This window comes from Wolbachia endosymbiont (group B) of Silvanus unidentatus, from assembly GCF_964028615.1.
In the GTDB taxonomy this organism is placed as follows: Bacteria; Pseudomonadota; Alphaproteobacteria; order Rickettsiales; family Anaplasmataceae; genus Wolbachia.
In genome coordinates, this window is the sequence record NZ_OZ034795.1 from 527492 (window position 1) to 543917 (window position 16426).

The 16426-nt window shown below is 32.8% G+C and carries 15 protein-coding genes; 6 read left to right on the forward strand and 9 right to left on the reverse strand.

The genetic code is table 11. The annotated features are described in order from the left end of the window. Positions 1-447: 447 nt before the first annotated feature. Positions 448-1641 carry a hypothetical protein gene (locus tag ABWU65_RS02450; protein ID WP_353280250.1) on the forward strand — a complete coding sequence of 398 codons (1194 nt, stop codon included), beginning with the start codon at positions 448-450 and terminating at the stop codon, positions 1639-1641. 104 nt (positions 1642-1745) lie between these two features. Here the strand turns inward: ABWU65_RS02450 and ligA are convergent, their stop codons facing one another. Continuing rightward, on the reverse strand, positions 1746-3701 hold the full coding sequence (ligA, locus tag ABWU65_RS02455) for an NAD-dependent DNA ligase LigA (protein ID WP_353280251.1): 1956 nt from the start codon (positions 3699-3701) through the stop codon (positions 1746-1748). Between the two features lie 158 nt (positions 3702-3859). On the opposite strand from ligA, the gene ABWU65_RS02460 reads away from it, so the two are divergent. Further along, complete coding sequence (locus tag ABWU65_RS02460) at positions 3860-4660, forward strand: hypothetical protein (RefSeq protein WP_353280252.1); 801 nt, start codon at positions 3860-3862, stop codon at positions 4658-4660. A 352-nt stretch (positions 4661-5012) separates the two neighbouring features. On the opposite strand, the gene pyrE is transcribed toward ABWU65_RS02460, so the two are convergent. Then, on the reverse strand, positions 5013-5603 hold the full coding sequence (gene pyrE / locus ABWU65_RS02465) for an orotate phosphoribosyltransferase (protein WP_353280253.1): 591 nt from the start codon (positions 5601-5603) through the stop codon (positions 5013-5015). A 1-nt stretch (position 5604) separates the two neighbouring features. Beyond that, a complete protein-coding gene (locus ABWU65_RS02470) occupies positions 5605-6783 on the reverse strand; it encodes a dicarboxylate/amino acid:cation symporter (RefSeq protein ID WP_353280254.1) in 1179 nt (392 codons plus the stop codon). Positions 6784-6901: 118 nt separating this feature from the next. Between ABWU65_RS02470 and ABWU65_RS02475 the strand changes: the two genes are divergently transcribed. Then, positions 6902-7375, forward strand: coding sequence for a glycine zipper family protein (locus ABWU65_RS02475; protein ID WP_007301914.1), 474 nt, complete (start codon positions 6902-6904; stop codon positions 7373-7375). A gap of 82 nt (positions 7376-7457) precedes the next feature. On the opposite strand, the gene murB is transcribed toward ABWU65_RS02475, so the two are convergent. Together murB and hemC are read right to left on the reverse strand one after the other, a co-directional pair. After that, a complete protein-coding gene (gene murB / locus ABWU65_RS02480) occupies positions 7458-8342 on the reverse strand; it encodes a UDP-N-acetylmuramate dehydrogenase (protein ID WP_012481841.1) in 885 nt (294 codons plus the stop codon). Further along, the gene (hemC, locus tag ABWU65_RS02485; RefSeq protein ID WP_353280255.1) at positions 8333-9211 is read right to left on the reverse strand and encodes a hydroxymethylbilane synthase; all 879 of its coding nucleotides are present in this window, start codon (positions 9209-9211) and stop codon (positions 8333-8335) included. The genes murB and hemC overlap by 10 nt, the downstream gene beginning before the upstream one ends. 119 nt (positions 9212-9330) lie before the next feature. Between hemC and ABWU65_RS02490 the strand changes: the two genes are divergently transcribed. Together ABWU65_RS02490 and secD are read left to right on the forward strand one after the other, a co-directional pair. After that, entirely contained in the window at positions 9331-9705 is a 375-nt protein-coding gene (locus ABWU65_RS02490) for a hypothetical protein (RefSeq protein ID WP_007301917.1), read from the forward strand. Between the two features lie 72 nt (positions 9706-9777). After that, a complete protein-coding gene (secD, locus tag ABWU65_RS02495) occupies positions 9778-11292 on the forward strand; it encodes a protein translocase subunit SecD (protein ID WP_264685588.1) in 1515 nt (504 codons plus the stop codon). 279 nt (positions 11293-11571) lie between these two features. Here the strand turns inward: secD and ABWU65_RS02500 are convergent, their stop codons facing one another. The 3 genes from ABWU65_RS02500 to ABWU65_RS02510 form a co-directional block, all read right to left on the reverse strand. Beyond that, the gene (locus ABWU65_RS02500; RefSeq protein WP_213863769.1) at positions 11572-12513 is read right to left on the reverse strand and encodes a P44/Msp2 family outer membrane protein; all 942 of its coding nucleotides are present in this window, start codon (positions 12511-12513) and stop codon (positions 11572-11574) included. Positions 12514-12572: 59 nt separating this feature from the next. Beyond that, positions 12573-13799, reverse strand: coding sequence for a tRNA (N(6)-L-threonylcarbamoyladenosine(37)-C(2))-methylthiotransferase MtaB (gene mtaB, locus ABWU65_RS02505; protein WP_010402133.1), 1227 nt, complete (start codon positions 13797-13799; stop codon positions 12573-12575). 219 nt (positions 13800-14018) lie between these two features. Beyond that, complete coding sequence (locus ABWU65_RS02510) at positions 14019-14573, reverse strand: hypothetical protein (protein ID WP_264377991.1); 555 nt, start codon at positions 14571-14573, stop codon at positions 14019-14021. A 363-nt stretch (positions 14574-14936) separates the two neighbouring features. Between ABWU65_RS02510 and ABWU65_RS02515 the strand changes: the two genes are divergently transcribed. Then, a complete protein-coding gene (locus ABWU65_RS02515) occupies positions 14937-15185 on the forward strand; it encodes a hypothetical protein (protein WP_007301923.1) in 249 nt (82 codons plus the stop codon). 372 nt (positions 15186-15557) lie between these two features. Here ABWU65_RS02515 and ABWU65_RS02520 read toward each other — a convergent pair whose 3' ends face one another. Next, positions 15558-16388, reverse strand: a complete 831-nt coding sequence (locus tag ABWU65_RS02520; RefSeq protein ID WP_353280256.1) for a hypothetical protein — start codon at positions 16386-16388, stop codon at positions 15558-15560. Between the last annotated feature and the right edge of the window lie 38 nt (positions 16389-16426).

The window sequence follows — 16426 nt, forward strand, 5'->3', positions numbered from 1 at the left end:
TTATACTCATTCAGTATTAAACAACTTAAGTAATTTGGTCACTTCCAGCACCCAAAACCAGTTAGTGTGAAAACATTTTTTTTAGAATCAATTGGTGTACCATATAAACTTTTCAATATAGTGATTTTGCTATACCATGAAATCAGCTATATTGGTTTACTTTCACTAAATTTACATATGAACCAATTTGCCTAACTTTGTTGCAATGATTTTAGGCTTCCATTTTTACAACCATATTTTTATAGGCTTGTTTTCATAAAGGTAGGTACTTTTTTTGCGTTTTTGGAAAAATGAACATTAAAGATTTTTATGATTCTAATTTGCAGTATGTTTCTGAAACTAAAGTGAATATTAATAATCCTATATAAAATATAAAAAAATACATAATTCTTGATTTTCTCATAGATATAGTTAATAATTAAGCTATATTATTTTAATAAAAAAGTTATGACTTTATGGTGGAAAAAGATATTAGCTGTAGAAAGTGATCCTAGACTTTTAATTGATATAGATAAACAAGCTAACTTAAAGAAAATGTTAGTTCTTTCTTTAAGGGAAGCTATAAATAAACCAGATGTTTCAATTGTTACAAACCTATACGAACATTTTACACAAAAATCTACTAGAAATAGGCGCGAGTACCCTGATTCACAATTCTCAATTATTCGGGAAATATATAAAAATGCCTTTATACTTGTAAGCAATGATATTGCCAAGCTCAATGAAAAAAATCTTAATCAGATCATTAGTAGAAAAGTAGGGCAGATCGAAACAATTTTGGCTATAGTCTCATTAATTGATAATAAACGACTGATAAAAAAAATGTTGAACTTAGTTGAAAAGAATATAAAAAACAATCCGGAAGGGCAGCAAGTTCTTTTAAAGAGTTTAGTTAATATACTAACATACTCGATAAAAAATGAGCGTCTTCAGACCATTAATTATATATATACAGGACAGTTCTCTAAAAAAAATTTCTGTTCTGTTATTCAAGAAATATATATAAAAGCATTTGCAGATAGCAAAGTAGTAGAAGAGCTAGAAAATAAAATAGAAAAACAAGAAAAATCTGCTAAATATGAGTGGTGGATGGAGTTGAAAAAATATCTTGATTTCAATCAAAAGCTAAATGATTTACAAGAATTAAAAGAAATAGTAAATAAGTTTATTGAAGCTTCTGATTATCATAATAAGCTGTGCCAAGATGAAAATTATCCAGCTCTTTCTTATTATAATACAGAAATAGACTTGGAAAGGTTAGAGCAAATAACACGTAAGTTTATTAACGATTCTGGTCACATATCAGAAAAGGAGGTGTTAAAGCAAAAAAAGCTTCAAATACCTTTACCAGGGGAAAAGCAATTGGTAGAAAATTTGAGAAAATTAGAAAAAAGAATATCTACTTTCATTCAATCTGTTTATGAAAAAACTGCACATGATGAGCAATATCCAGGCTTTGTTCAGTCCCCTAAAAAGAAAGACTTTATGATACTAGCACAAATAATACATGAGTTGTTTCTTGAGAAAGATGATTTCGAATCTGTAGATAAGGAAGAATTACCTAGTCCATATTTAGAAAAAGTTAAAGAGAAATCATATATTAGAGGGGTGCTTAGCTATTTAACTTGCTTTGTTGCATAACTGTTTATAAAGAGCAAGGAGTGTTCAATTGTATTAAATAAGAGTCTGATATTAGTTTTCAATTCTTCTATCAGTTAATTCATTCCCGTCAGATTAAGTTGTGTTTAGCACAATTTGTTCCACTGTTCTTCATCTAAAATTTCCACACCCAATTCCATTGCTTTTTTATATTTTGAACCTGGATCTTCTCCTGCAATTAAATAGTCAGTTTTAGTAGAAAGGCTTGAACTGATCTTTGCCCCTAAAACTTTAGCTCTTACTTTTGCCTCCCCTCTGCTCATAGCACGTAGCTTACCAGTAAACACTATAATTTTGTTATTCAAAAAAGAATCGCTAGAGTTGGAGCTCACGGGAAGAATTTGCAGATATGCAGTAAGATCATTTAACATTTTAATGTTACGTTCCTGAGAAAAAAACGATTTTAAAGATTCAGCTACTTTTTCTCCTATACCATCTATACCTACCAACTCAACATCATTTGATGACATCGAATTATACCAGTTATCATAAGATACATAATAATTTGCGAGCAATTCTGCTGCAACTTGGCCGATAAATCTGATACCCAAAGAAAATATGAACCTATCTAGAGTGATTACTCTTCTGTTTTGTATAGCACTTAATAGATTAGCTATTGACTTCTCGCCCCAACCATGATGCTCTTTTAAGGAAAACTCTTTTAATCTTTCCTCTAAAATAAAAATGTCTGGAATTTGTCTTATTAGTTCCAGGTCATAAAAAAACTTTATTTGTTTTTCACCAAGGCCAACAATGTCAAATGCATCTTTTGACACAAAATGTTTTAGTTTTTCTACTATTTGAGCCTTGCAATTAAATTCTTTAGGACATCTTACTGCAACTCCTTCAATCTGCACTTTACTACCACATTCAGGACATATGTCAGGAAACACAAATTCAGGCATATTTGCATGACGAGAACCTTCATCTACTTTGACAATTTGAGGAATTACATCTCCAGCTCTTTTAATTGTTACAACATCTCCTTCTCTTATGTCTTTACGTTTTATCTCATCTTGGTTATGTAGACTTGCTCTGCTAACTAGTACTCCGCCAATATTGACTGGTACCAAATCTGCAACTGGAGTTAAAACCCCCGTTCTACCCACCTGTATAAATATTTTATTTAACTTTGTCTTTGCATAAACCGCAGAAAATTTATATGCAAGCGCTGAGCGTGGCGCTTTGTTTGTACTTCCCAGACGACTTTGTAGCACCAAATCATTCACTTTATAGACTATCCCATCGATATCATAATCCAAGTTATAACGATAATCATAGATCTCGTTATAGAACTTTAGCATTCCATTCAAACTACTTGCTAAGGAACGATGCTCATTTACGCAAAAACCAAATTTCTCAAGCTTTTCTAGTATCTCACTTTGACTTTTCTCTATTCCACCAATTAAAGAATAAGCAAAATATCTAAGAGGCCTTTTTGCTGTAATGTTCGCATTCAATTGCTTTAAAGAACCAGCAGCTGCATTTCGAGGATTAGCGAATTCATTATTTTCATTTAACTTTAAAAAGTCGCTGTTACTGATATATATTTCACCCCTTACTTCTAGTCTTTCTTGCACATCTTGTAAAAACTTAGGAAAGCCTTTTATTGTTGCAACATTGTGGGTTACATCCTCTCCTACAAAACCGTCACCTCGAGTTGCAGCTTTAACAAATTTCCCATCTTCATAAATTGCAGAAAATGACAATCCATCAATTTTTGGCTCACATAATATCTCTATTTCATCTGCAATTAAAAATCTCTTTATTTTAGACAAAAATTTTTCTACACCTTGCTCATCATAAGCATTCTCAAGAGAAAGCATAGGTTCTTGATGTTCCACCTTAGAAAATCTCTCATCAGGCGGAGCACCAACACTATCTTGTGTTGCATAAGCTTCTGGCTCTATCGCAGCTAACTTTTTTTTCAGTTCATCATATTCAGCATCACTTATCTCTGGCTTACTTTTTTGATAATATAAGATATTATGATAATTAATTTGGTTCTGCAGTTTTTCTCTCATCTTTTCCAAGTTAGTCATGATACCAATATAATGCTCTTTATAACCAAGTCATGAATTTTTTTAAAAGGTGTTACAAATTTATACTACTAAACTGAAAACCAGTTATATGAATATTAACATAAAGTTCATATTCATATGCTAATATTGGAATTATTTTTAAAAAAAAGGAGTATATTATGGTAAAACACAATTACAAAAATTGGAACGATCAACCAAGTTACGACACACAGAATACAGTATGGAAAGTACACAGGAACCAGCCACAAAATTCAGAAGGTCAATTGAGTTCTGAAACTTTAGCATATGGTGTGAGTGGTAAATTAGGAGAATGGTTGGGCATAGATAAAGCAGCAAAAAAAGCAGCAGAACAAGTAATACCTAAAATGGGTAACGATTTAAAACTAGAAGCTAGAAAAGCAGCTCAAGATGAAGTAAAAAAAATAGAAGGAAAAATGCTAACTTTAGCTGAAGAGAAAGCTAACAAAATAGCTACCGAAAAAGCTAATCAAATAGAAAAAAAAATATCGACTTCAATTGATAAAACAGTAAAGTCAGCAGAAGCAAATGCTGAAAAAGCAGCAAAAAATGCAGCTGAACAAGCAGTGAAAAAAGTAGGACCAGAAGTTGCAGATCTGCTAAAGCCAGAAATAAAAACTCAGGTAGAAGAAGCAGTAAAAAAATACACTGAAGAAAAAATTGAAAGCCTTATAAAACCTGAAATTACAAGCAAAATAAATGATCTTGTCACTACACAAAGTAAAGAAGTAAGTACACTTTTAGAAGATGAAATGAATAAATTAATCGAAGATGCACATAAAAATTTGAATGGGAAAATAGATCAGATTAAATGTGAACTTACAGAAGTAAAATCTGATCTCTTAGAAGCTAGTGCAAAAAGTTTCCTTGAGAGCGCAAAGTTATTGTCTTTTGCTGCACAAGATGAAACATGTGCAAACCAAGATTTAGTGTATTTTTAGTTATAACAGGGTTTTTATGGGCAAAATTCATAAAAACCTTAGCTAAATCAAGAGAAAAGTATTTGTCAAGTTGCATGGCTACTGTGCAAAATATTGAAGCAAAAAGGTTTCATCCCAGTGCTTCCTACCTTGTCATCCCAGTGCTCAGACACTGGGATCCATTGTTCCTTTCTGGATTCCATCGTCACGCGCTGGAATGACACCTATTATTGTTTTACTTTATATCTTTATTTGTCTATCTTATTTTGCCATTCTGCTGAACGAATACAGGGAAAATAAACTGTAATATCTAACTTTGGTGAAAAAAATATAACACGTAAAAGTTACTGAACCACTTGAGCCATATATAGAATTACTTTGTTAAATATTCTCTACTTCCAGGTTTCATTATAGGTAATTGTTTTAATTCACTTGGCAGTTCTTTCTCGCTATAGTTTTGAATGTTTAGTTCAATCAAAGATATAACAGAAAAAGGTAGTTTTGTCTCACTACTTCTCTTTATCAAAGAAGCTTCAGCAACAACTTTACCTCCCTTCTCTTCTCCACATTTTACTGCTTCAAGTGAAGATTTACCTGTGGTAATCACATCTTCAATTAGTAAGATTTTCTCACCTTGTTTAATCTCAAATCCACGGCGTAATTCAAATTTACCATTAACACGTTCGCAAAATATTGTTCGGATTCCAAGCTGTCTACCAATCTCATAACCCACAATTATTCCACCAATTGCAGGAGATAGTATTAAGTCTATGGGTTCAACAAGCTCTTTTCTTATTTTATTTGCCAATAGCTCACAAACCTTCATTGCTCTGCTTGGATTTTCAAAAATTTTAGCGCATTGTATGTAAGTGTTGCTGTGCAGCCCTGACGAGAGTACAAAATGTCCGTGCAAAATCGCACCAGCCTCTTCAAACTCTTTTATTATCGGATTGTCTAGTATCATTCTAAGTTTTACATTCTTTATTAATTATCTGCGTTACACAGACATCAGACCAAACATTTATTGCAGTTTCAAACATATCAATGATTGTATAAATAGGTAAAATCAGCCCCATAATGTACAAAGGAACGTTCATTGATACCAAATAACTAGTTGCCATAAAATAGCACCCCATCGGCACTCCAGCGTTGCCAATTGCAGCTCCTGTAGCTAAGAAAATCCATATGAACATCTCACTTAAGGAAAATGTGTGCCCATTCATCTCCGCAACAAACATCACTGTGATTAAAATAAATGCAGCACACGCATTCATATTGATAGTTGTACATATTGGTAGAATAAAAGATGACAATTTCTTTGGCACTTTTAGCTGATTTTGCACACAGTCTATGGTTGTCGGTAGTGTCGCACTGGATGATTTAGAAAAAAATGCCAGTATGAGTGCCGGCATAACTCCCCTTAGCGTCTGAATTGGTGATATACCTTTATACCACATGAGTAGTGGTAAAATCACAAATGCTTGCACGAAATTTGCAGACATTATGCAAGCAAAATACCAAAAAAGACTATGGAATTCGCTGCCACCTTTTAACTCGTATAAAAAACATGTGATAAAAGACCATACAGCAAGAGGAATAAACTTTAACAACCCTTGAGCAATTTTAAGAAGTGTATCAAACAGTGCAGAGAATATTTGGTGTAATATATCCTGTTTTTCTTTTGAGAGCGAAATAATAGCTCCACCCATCAAAAAAGCAATCAATATGCTGCCAATAACGTTATTTTCAAGAAAAACTTGCACAAAATTTGATGGAATGAGTGATTTTAAGTATGAAAAGTAATTGTGATTGCTGTCACTCACACTTTCTATTGTGTTGCTTATGAAATTTTTTCTTACTGGGTCTATGAATAAATAGAAAGATAACGCAACAAATGCAGCTACAATTGTTGTAAACAGCGTGTAAAACAGCGTCTTCTTAAGTAATACTTTAATTTCAATTGAGTCTTTAAGCCCTGAAATTGTGGACACTATAGATAGAAAAACTAAAGGTAAGCTAATCAATTTCAACAGACTGATGAATATATCGCTAAATAGCTTTGCTATTTCAAATATTATTTCATTGTTTAAATAGTAAGCAATTACCGCAAACAGTATAGAAAAGAGTATTGCAAGTTTGCGCATTGAAAATAAAACCTCAAAATGATATTATACAATAATTTTTGAAATTAGGTTAAGATAACTTTACAGGTTAAGTAAAGATGAGTAACATTTTATTATTAATTAAGTGTTAAGGAGGGGTATGGATAAAAAAACTAAAGAAGAGTTAATCCTTGTTGGAATATTAATGGGAATGAATATTTCAATAGGAGTGCTTGTAGGTCTTGGTCCAAGTTTCGCAATTTTATCACCTTCCATTATAGGTGGAATTATTGCTGCTGTTTCTACAATATTATCTATCGCATACCTTACATATTGTGATTATAAGGAAGATAAAGTAAATCGAGAATGCATTTTCCCTATATTTTGTATGGGCGTTACTAGCACTGCAATCGGGATTGGTCTTGGTGCAGCTATAGGTGCTATTTTTCCTGGTGTAATGTTAAATACAGGATCAGCAGTTTTGATGGGTGCGACAATAGGAATTATTGCCCCAATTACAGGCCTTATTGTTGGAAATATGATTGTAGAACCTATGATTAAGAAAATAAATCACTACATTATAGAGCCGGTAATTGAAAAAATAAAAGAATGCTTTTCTTCAAAGGAAGCATAAATTATCCTCGCAAAATAGTGTACCTTGGACTTAAATTGAAGTGTACTCAATTGAAATAGGTCATATTAGAGAAGGTTAGAAGTTACCTACCCAAAACCCTTATCTCCCACTCAAGTTCAATGTTAAATTTATCTTTTACTGCATCTTTTACTCTGTTGCCAAGGTTTTCTAAGTCAAGTGCAGTTGCATTATTGTAATTGAGTAGAAAATTACAATGTTTCTTAGAAATTTTAGCTACACCATTATCTAATCCTCGGCAGCCAGATTCATCAATCAGTTTCCATGCCTTGCAGCCTATTGGATTTTTGAATATACAACCAGCAGTTTTTCCTCTTACTGGTTGACTTTTATTTTTTTTATCAATAACTTCTTTCAATCTTTGCAATATAAGCTCATACTCTGAACTTACTCCTTTAAATTCAGCTTCAATAAAAATCCACCTGCCTTTTAGACTATGTCCACGATAAAAATATCCCATTTCTTCGCTGGAGAATTCATATAAATTTCCATCTTCTAGATTCACTGCCCTTATAAATTTTACAACACTCGCAATATCACTACCATATGCACCTGCATTCATTTCTATTCCACCGCCAACTGTTCCTGGAATTCCAGCAAGAAACTCAAGCCCACTAATTTGCTGTTCCCCTGCAAAGTAGGCAAGGTTACTAAGCAGTGCAGCACCACCTGCAACTATGGAGCTATTATCTTTACATTTAATATACGCAAATTCCTTACCTAATTTCACCGTTATTCCTCGAATGCCACTATCTCGAATTATTATGTTGGATGTTGCACCGATAACGCTAATTGGTAACTCCGCATCTTTTATCAAGCACATTAGATCTTCAATGTCACGTGGCTTAAATAGTACATCAGCTTGGCCACCAACATTTAACCAAGTCATTTTAGACATTGAAACATTATAACGGTAGATTCCACATACTTTAGGTAAGCTTATAAGCATTTTGATTTTAACTCTAATCCTGCATCCATACCCATTTTTTCTGCATCTTCTACAAACGAAGTGCGTTCAGTAAAGTATATAACTCTCTCGCCCGCTAACATACAATAAAGATGTAGCATGTTTTCACTCACATATTCTGCTAAAGCTGCAAGCGGTGTAAAGCATGAACCATTTACTGTCTTCATGAAACTGCGCTCTGATTTTGCCCTTATAAAAGACATATTATTATTAATTTTCTCTAAAAGATCGATAACTTTTATATCATTCTTTCGGCATTGAATGCAAATTGTCCCCTGCCCTACTGCGCTTAACATGACTTTTGGTGGCAATACCTCTGTAATTAAGTGATATTTTTTTAATCTTATCAGCCCTGCTTCAGCTAAAATCATTCCATCAAAATTCTGATTTTGCAGTCTAGTTGTCACATTTCCACGCAGTGGCACTACATTTAAGTCTGGCCTGAGATTTAACAGCTGAACTTTTCTTCTTATTGAAGAAGTTGCAATTGTAGCCTGCTGTGGCAAAGTTTTTAGGCTCTTATATTTATGAGAAATAAATACATCACATGGACTTAGCCTCTCTAAAACACAAGGAATTGTTAAGTCCTTCGAGAAAAACGCAGGTACATCTTTTAGCGAATGAATCGCCATATCTATATTATTTTTGAGTAATTCAGCCTCAATCTCCCTGAGGAACAGTCCTTTACCTCCTATTTCAGCAAGATTTACATTAACATACTTATCACCAGAAGTTTTGATTTTAATGATCTCAACGGATAGATTAGGAAAAGACTCTAATAATCTTTGTTTTGCTTCCAAAGCTTGGATGAGCGCAAGGTCGCTTCCTCTCGTACCTATTTTAACTAGCATATATCCTTCATATTATATGTCTATATTCTATGCCCATTTTTTATTATCTCCAATTTAGTTATTGAACATTTTACAATTAGCCCTTAGTATCACGAACATTTAGTAATCTAGGAGTATGTATGTTTGATATTTTAAAAGATTCTAATGGCAGATTTAATAAAAAGAATATTTTACCTCTTGTATGTACTACTGTCGCTATTATTCTAACAGCATTAAGTGCAGTAGTAGCAATTCCCAGATTTTCCTCTCATCCTTCTCTATCTAGTCCTCTCGGTTGGAAAGATCCAAGTTATAGTGAATTTCTTGCTATTCACATACCAGCTACCATAGTTACTTTCTCAATACTTGGTTTATGCATTTACCTTCCGATTGATAGCATTAGAAAAAATAAACAAATAGAGAATCTTAAAGCTACCTCTGAACCTCATTCATGGATTTATAATGATATTTTAGAAAAACAAACGCAGACCATCAATTATAGATCAGGGCTTTAGGCGGTCCTAATCTTTTAGGTGCTTGTGATTAGCAACTATTCGGTCTACAATGCACTAATATAGTTTAAATTTATGCCAAACAAGATAATAGTTAAATCTCTTTCAGTGTTACTAATTTTTTTGCTGTCCTTATATATAATACTGCCAAATTTTATTGATAATAAGTTCTTTACCTCAAAAAAGAGAATAAATTTAGGGCTTGACCTGAAAGGTGGATCATCTCTGCTTCTAAATGTAGACTTAGATTTTTACTTCAAAGAGAAACTAAGCATGCTAACCGATGAAATAAAAGAAGGTCTGTTAACACAAAAGATTGAATTTAGCGCAAAAAACGATAAACAAGTGGTTGTAACTTTAAATAATATTGATGATTACAAAAAAGTTTCAACGTTAATACATAAAATAAACCAAAATTTAGAATTGAGTAGAAAAAATACTGCAATTTTCATTTCATATAAACCGCATTATAAGAATTCATTAATCAATGAAGTAGTTTCAGAGTCAATAGTTAATGTTCAAAGACGCTTAGATAAGCTTGGTACTAAGGAAGTAAGTGTGCAAAAACAAGGACAAAATAAGATATTAGTCCAAGTTCCTGGAGTAGAAGACACTCAGCAGATAAAATCTCTGCTTGGCAAAACAGCCAAGCTGGCCTTCCATTTGGCAAACACCAATGTAGCTAAAATGCAAGATATCGATCATGACACTACGATTATGCTCAAGGATTCTTTGGGTAATTCCTACCCGATATTCCGCAAAACTGAAATAGGCGGTGATTCATTAGTTAACGCATCAGTTAGATTTGGCAATTTAGGTAAACCAACAGTACATTTCAAATTCGACAGCATAGCAAGTAAAAAATTTGCAAAAATTACTAAAGAAAATGTAGGAAAGCCTTTTGCAATTGTTTTAGATAACACAGTCTTAACTGTACCAACAATACGTGAACCTATTCTAAATGGAGAGGGAGAAATTAGCGGTAATTTCACTGAAAAACAAGCGAGTGAACTTGCAATACTTTTAAAATCAGGTGCACTACCTGCACCACTTAAAATAATTGAAGAAAAAAACATTGGTCCAAGCCTTGGAGAAGAGTCAATAAAAGCAGGAGAAATTGCAGCAATAATCTCTATCATAGCAGTTGGTTTATCTATAATCATTACTTACGGCAAATTAGGCTTATTAGCGTCTGTTGCACTCGTTTTTAATGTAATCTCTATACTACTCATTCTTACCTTACTTGAAGCAACTCTTACTCTCCCTGGAATTGCTGGAATTGCGCTAACTGTTGGCATGTCAGTGGATGCAAATGTTTTAATATTTGAACGCATCCGCGAAGAAATAAGAGCAGGAAAAAGAACAGCTCGTGCCATTGAAGAAGGATTTAAAAACGCAATAAAAACAATTCTTGATTCAAACCTCACTACACTAATTGCTTCAGGAATAATGTTCATTATTGGTAGCGGAGCAATTAGAGGATTTTCTATCACTTTATCGATAGGAGTTTTATGCTCGATGTTTTCTGCAATTATAGTCACAAAACTTCTGATAGAATTGTGCATCAACCCACAAAAGCTAGTACTTTAGTATCTGTTCAGCAGAGTGACAAAATAAGATAGACGAGAAAAGACAACTAAATGGTTGTCATGAAAGTAGCTATCCAGTCTTTTCGTCGTCAAAAACGTTGTAACATGCTCACCAATTTAGTGAGCATAAAACCAATATATTTGTGGAAGAAAAGGAAAAAAGAAACAGAAACCATCTTCAGGCTATCACAAAGGATATGGCCATAAGATTAAAGATATGGATAGATTTATCAAATTTCTGAATGGAAATCAGGATATTAGAATTGAAAAGATATTATTACTAAAAATTAAACATCAAACCAACTTCAATATTATGAGTGGATATATCATCTGCAATAGGTATTGGGATACTAAAGTAACGATAGCCGAAAAAGGTTTTAACTTCTGGGATTATTGAGTAGTCAACACCAAGCTTTATTTGATAAGCAAACCAAGGAACATTCAGTGGCATTGAATTTTCTGGTGACCCATTAATCTTTTTTAATCTAAAAACTGTTGGCCCTATACCAAGACCAATATACGGAGCAAATTGTGTATCTTGAATGCTGGAGTTATAATAGAAGTTTAATAAAAATGCAAACACGCTTGCTGATTTCTCAAATACCGGAGGAGAATTACTATCTTTAATATTGGCTGTAGAATACATAGCTTCAAAATCAACTCGGCCATTTTCCCCAGCATAGTAACCTAAAGATACGCTCCTAAGCCACTGGAAATCAATTTTGCCGTTAAATTTCTCTATACTCTGAATTTCATCCACTAATCCCGCTTTGATAAACAATGATACTACTTTTTCTTGCAAAGAAAGATTAGGATTAGCTGTATTGATTAAATTAATAAACCTTTCTCCTATTGCCTTTATACCCTTTACAAATGTTTCTGAATTATCATTGTATATCTTACCACCGTTAGCACTAACATAGAAATCAAGTTTTTTTGATTTTGCCTTTGTAGGTTCAGCTTGATCTGTAATACGTGGCAACATATTTTTCTGACCAGCTGCTTGGAAAATAGAAGGTGAACTACTTTTAAGTTCTTGATATTTTATTGGTATTTCTCTTTCAGCAACCTCTTCAGAACGTATTACACTTTCATTATTATCTGTTTCTAATTTTAACGGTTGTACTTGCTCAATGTGTGTATTGTTACTGATATAAGTAATAAAAAAATAGACACACGGAATGAAGATGAAAAATAAAGCAATAGATATTCTAATTATCATAAATGAATTATCACTTATAGTATAACTACTATATCATATATTCCTTTAATGTACAAAAATTAAGAAATAATATTTCCAATTAAACAATTATTTTCTATTCCTTTAACATGAGCTTTCACAATACTTTTAGCTTGAACTCTTGATGTAAGTTTTATTAATGCAAAATTTTCTGTTCTACCAATATTATTCTGCTCAACCAAAACGCTTTGCTCAGTGCCGAGCAAAGATTGATAAAAACTGCTCATCATTTCTTTATTTATTTCTCTTAGATGCTTTACTCGTTCTTTACGTACATTCTCTGGTATTTGTGGCATCCGTGCAGCAGGTGTGTTTTTCCGCTCTGAATATGGAAAAGCATGTAGATAAACTACATTTATTTTTTTCAGTAAATCAACTGTATCCTGAAACATTTCATCAGTTTCTGTTGGAAATCCAGCAATAATATCAGCGCCAAATGCTATATTAGGTCTTAAGCTCTTCATTTTATGATAAAATTCTATCACTTGTTCTCTATTGTGACGACGTTTCATTCTCTTTAGTATTAAATTATTACCAGACTGTAGACTCAAGTGTAAGTGAGGCATAAGTCTTGACTCATTAGCTATTAAATCCATTAGTTCATCATCAACTTCAGCAACATCAATAGAGGAAAGTCTTAGTCTCTTTAACTGTGGTATATCCTTTAAAACTCTTCTAATCATTGAACTGAGTGATTGCTTACCAAACAAATCTGTACCAAAATCAGTAATATCAACACCTGTAAACACCACTTCTTGATACCCATTTTCTATAAAAATCTTAATTTGCTCTATAATATTGTTTACTGGCACAGATCGATTATTTCCTCTTGCCTCAGTAATTGAGCAAAATGTACAACTATGATTACAACCATTTTGAATTTCAATAAATGCCCTTGATTTATCTTCAAATCCATTAATGAGAATAGGTTCTACTTGGTTATCACTGACTAAGATTTCATCATTATTTAGTAGATAATTTTCAGCTCTTAGCTTGTCTTGATTACCTAGCACTTTACTTACACCAGGAATATCACTATATGATTTAGGATCTAATTGAACGGCACAGCCAACTACGATAATTTCTTTACTTGGGTCGTTTTTATAGATCTTACGTATTTTTTGCTTCACTTGGCGTTCTGCTTCGTTTGTCACTGCACAGCTATGCACTACAACAACATTTTCTCTCTTTGCTTTTTTTAATGCTTCTTTGATTAACTCACTCTCGTAGAAATTTAGACGACAACCAAATGTTATTACTTCATTCATGCTTTTGCTTTAATAGATCTAAATTATATCAAATATCCAAGCAAAATGACTATTTTTTTGGTAGATATTATAATTTAAGCATAACCTCTAGAGTTGAAAATCACAGGAAGAATTTGTAGATATACAGTAAGATCATTTAGCATTAAAAAAAGCTTAAGGCCAATGATGTTAACCTCAAGCGAATATAAACCAAAAAACATTTTGCTAAACCTTGAAGCTCTACCATGCAAATTCATCTATATCATTTGGTACATAAGTGTCAGAATAAGCTTCATCCAAACTTTCTGCTTTCCATGGAAGCCATGAAGAAGGTTTTATCTTCTCTAAAACTTTACCTGGTATTGATGTTATCTCTTGCTTTACGTCTTCTTTTAATTTTTCTATTTGTAACCGAGCAAAATCTTCCACGCGAACCATGAGTTTATCTGTTAGCTCTTTTATCATGTCTTGATTTTGTTCTGCAACTTTCTTTGTAATAGGTACGACAATTTTACTTATAATCTCCGTTCCTAATGGAACAACGATTTGCTTTGCAACCTGATCACTAACAGGTTTAATAAGGTAATCTGCTATACTCTTTGCTGTATCTCCAGTCAGATTTGTTATTTTTTTTAAACTATCACCAATAATACCATAGTTTTTTTGGTACATCATATCTTCATCAGCAACTTCATATCTCCCTAAATCATCATACATTCCCATTTGTTGGTGAGACAATCCATTTGCATCAGATACATATCCGTATTTATTAAGTGAATTGGAATTAGACCGCATAACATTCTCCTAATTATTTATATATGCCTATTTTAGTATGAAACAACTAACAAAACATTAACTTTTAAGAACTCTTCTCAATTAATACATCAATAAAGGTAAGACCATATAATTTTCTCCTTTCTTGATACTATTCTCCTCCGAACTTAGTTCACACAGTTATTCAGACACTTCTGAATTTACCACCCCCAATTCCACTGCTTTTTTATATTTTGACTAGGTCTTCTCCTACAATTAGATAATCAGTACTCTTATCTGAAATGTACCATATAACTACACCAAGCTACAAATATGACACAAGAGTTTAGATTATTTTAGTTATTCTCTTGTATAAAATACTCTTTATATCAAAAAGAGGACCATATGAGTGAAGCAACTTTTTCTGAAAAAAATCAGCTTTCTAGAGAAGACATAGCAGAGTTAACAGAACTTATGTGTCTTGAACGAAGTGAAGTAAGTGAAAGTGGAACAGGGCTATTAGAACTTATAGCTGAACAGGAGCAAATACTTGAGGATTTAGGAATAGAATCAAAAGAGCTTTTATGTTCTCAGCATACAGGAATGTATGAGAACCTTAGTCAGCCCTATTCTACGGATCTCGAGGTTTTATAGCAGATATATAGATTATCATTATTATTGATACCTACTCAAGAGTTGCTATGGCAAACAGAGAAAACTGCAATTACTGCCGCTAATCTTTTTAATATATCTTTCTTTGATGGTGCTATTATCGCGCATTTTGACTGATATGGGCTATGATAAACCAGAAAATCACAGCTATATTTAGGAATTGAGACAAGGCCTCATTTAGGTAAATATTGCTATGCAGACTTTTCTTGATAGCAAGCATATTGCTTTTTAGAAAAATATTAGTAGCATCAAACATAGAGATTGATATTAGTTTTTCTGTCAGATTAAGTTGCGTCTAGTACAACTGACTATGCAAATAAGCTAACAGAACTTGAGATATTTTAATTGTTAGTTTTAGGGTGTATTTTTGTGTTCATTGCTATGAATGGGCAGAGCTACCTCTTCGAGGTAGCTCATCGGATCACCTAAATCATGCTCTATTTCTACTTCAAACTTGAACCCTAACTTCTCGCAGAATTTGTAGAAATATTCTTTAATAATATCAAATAAACTTATGCCATCAGTTTTATAATCTCTCAATTTTCGAGGTACAGTAAGTGACAATTTGCCATCTTGATATACTACATCATCTTTCCCATCTTGAGATTCAAGTGTAAATTCCAGTGAGCTACCCAACTTACATAACTCTTCTTCTGGCTTTTCTGTAACACATGCAGAAATTGGTTCTTTAACTGTAATTGCTGCGTGATTATTATTATCACAATTAATATGTATTATATAATCAATAGATCTAAAACTTAATCCATGTTTAAGGCTTATTGTAGTTAAAGATCCATCATTTCCCATTAACGGACCCACATATCCTGCTTGATTACAATGAGTGATTAGCTCTTCCAAAATGGAATTACTTGGGATTTGAGCTTCAGCATATTTAAACATTTCCTGAAAAACTTCTTTTGCAAATTGGCGATAATTCTTTTCTCCATTTTCGTCATTTTCAATTAAACCAGCATGTCTTTCATATAATTGCTTAATAAAATCTTGATCTATATCCTTTTTGTTAATAACAAACCTCATTCTTCGAAAATCGTCATACATCTGTTTTCCAGAGTTTGCTCCCACATTCTCTTTACCAGCTCTTAATTTGCTAAAATCAAACTTTTCTGCCTGAGCTTTTAGTGTAACGACTGGATTTTCATTTTTTTCCTGTGTAGAGTTGTTCATTGTTAATACTTTGATATGAATTGCTTATAGTATAATAA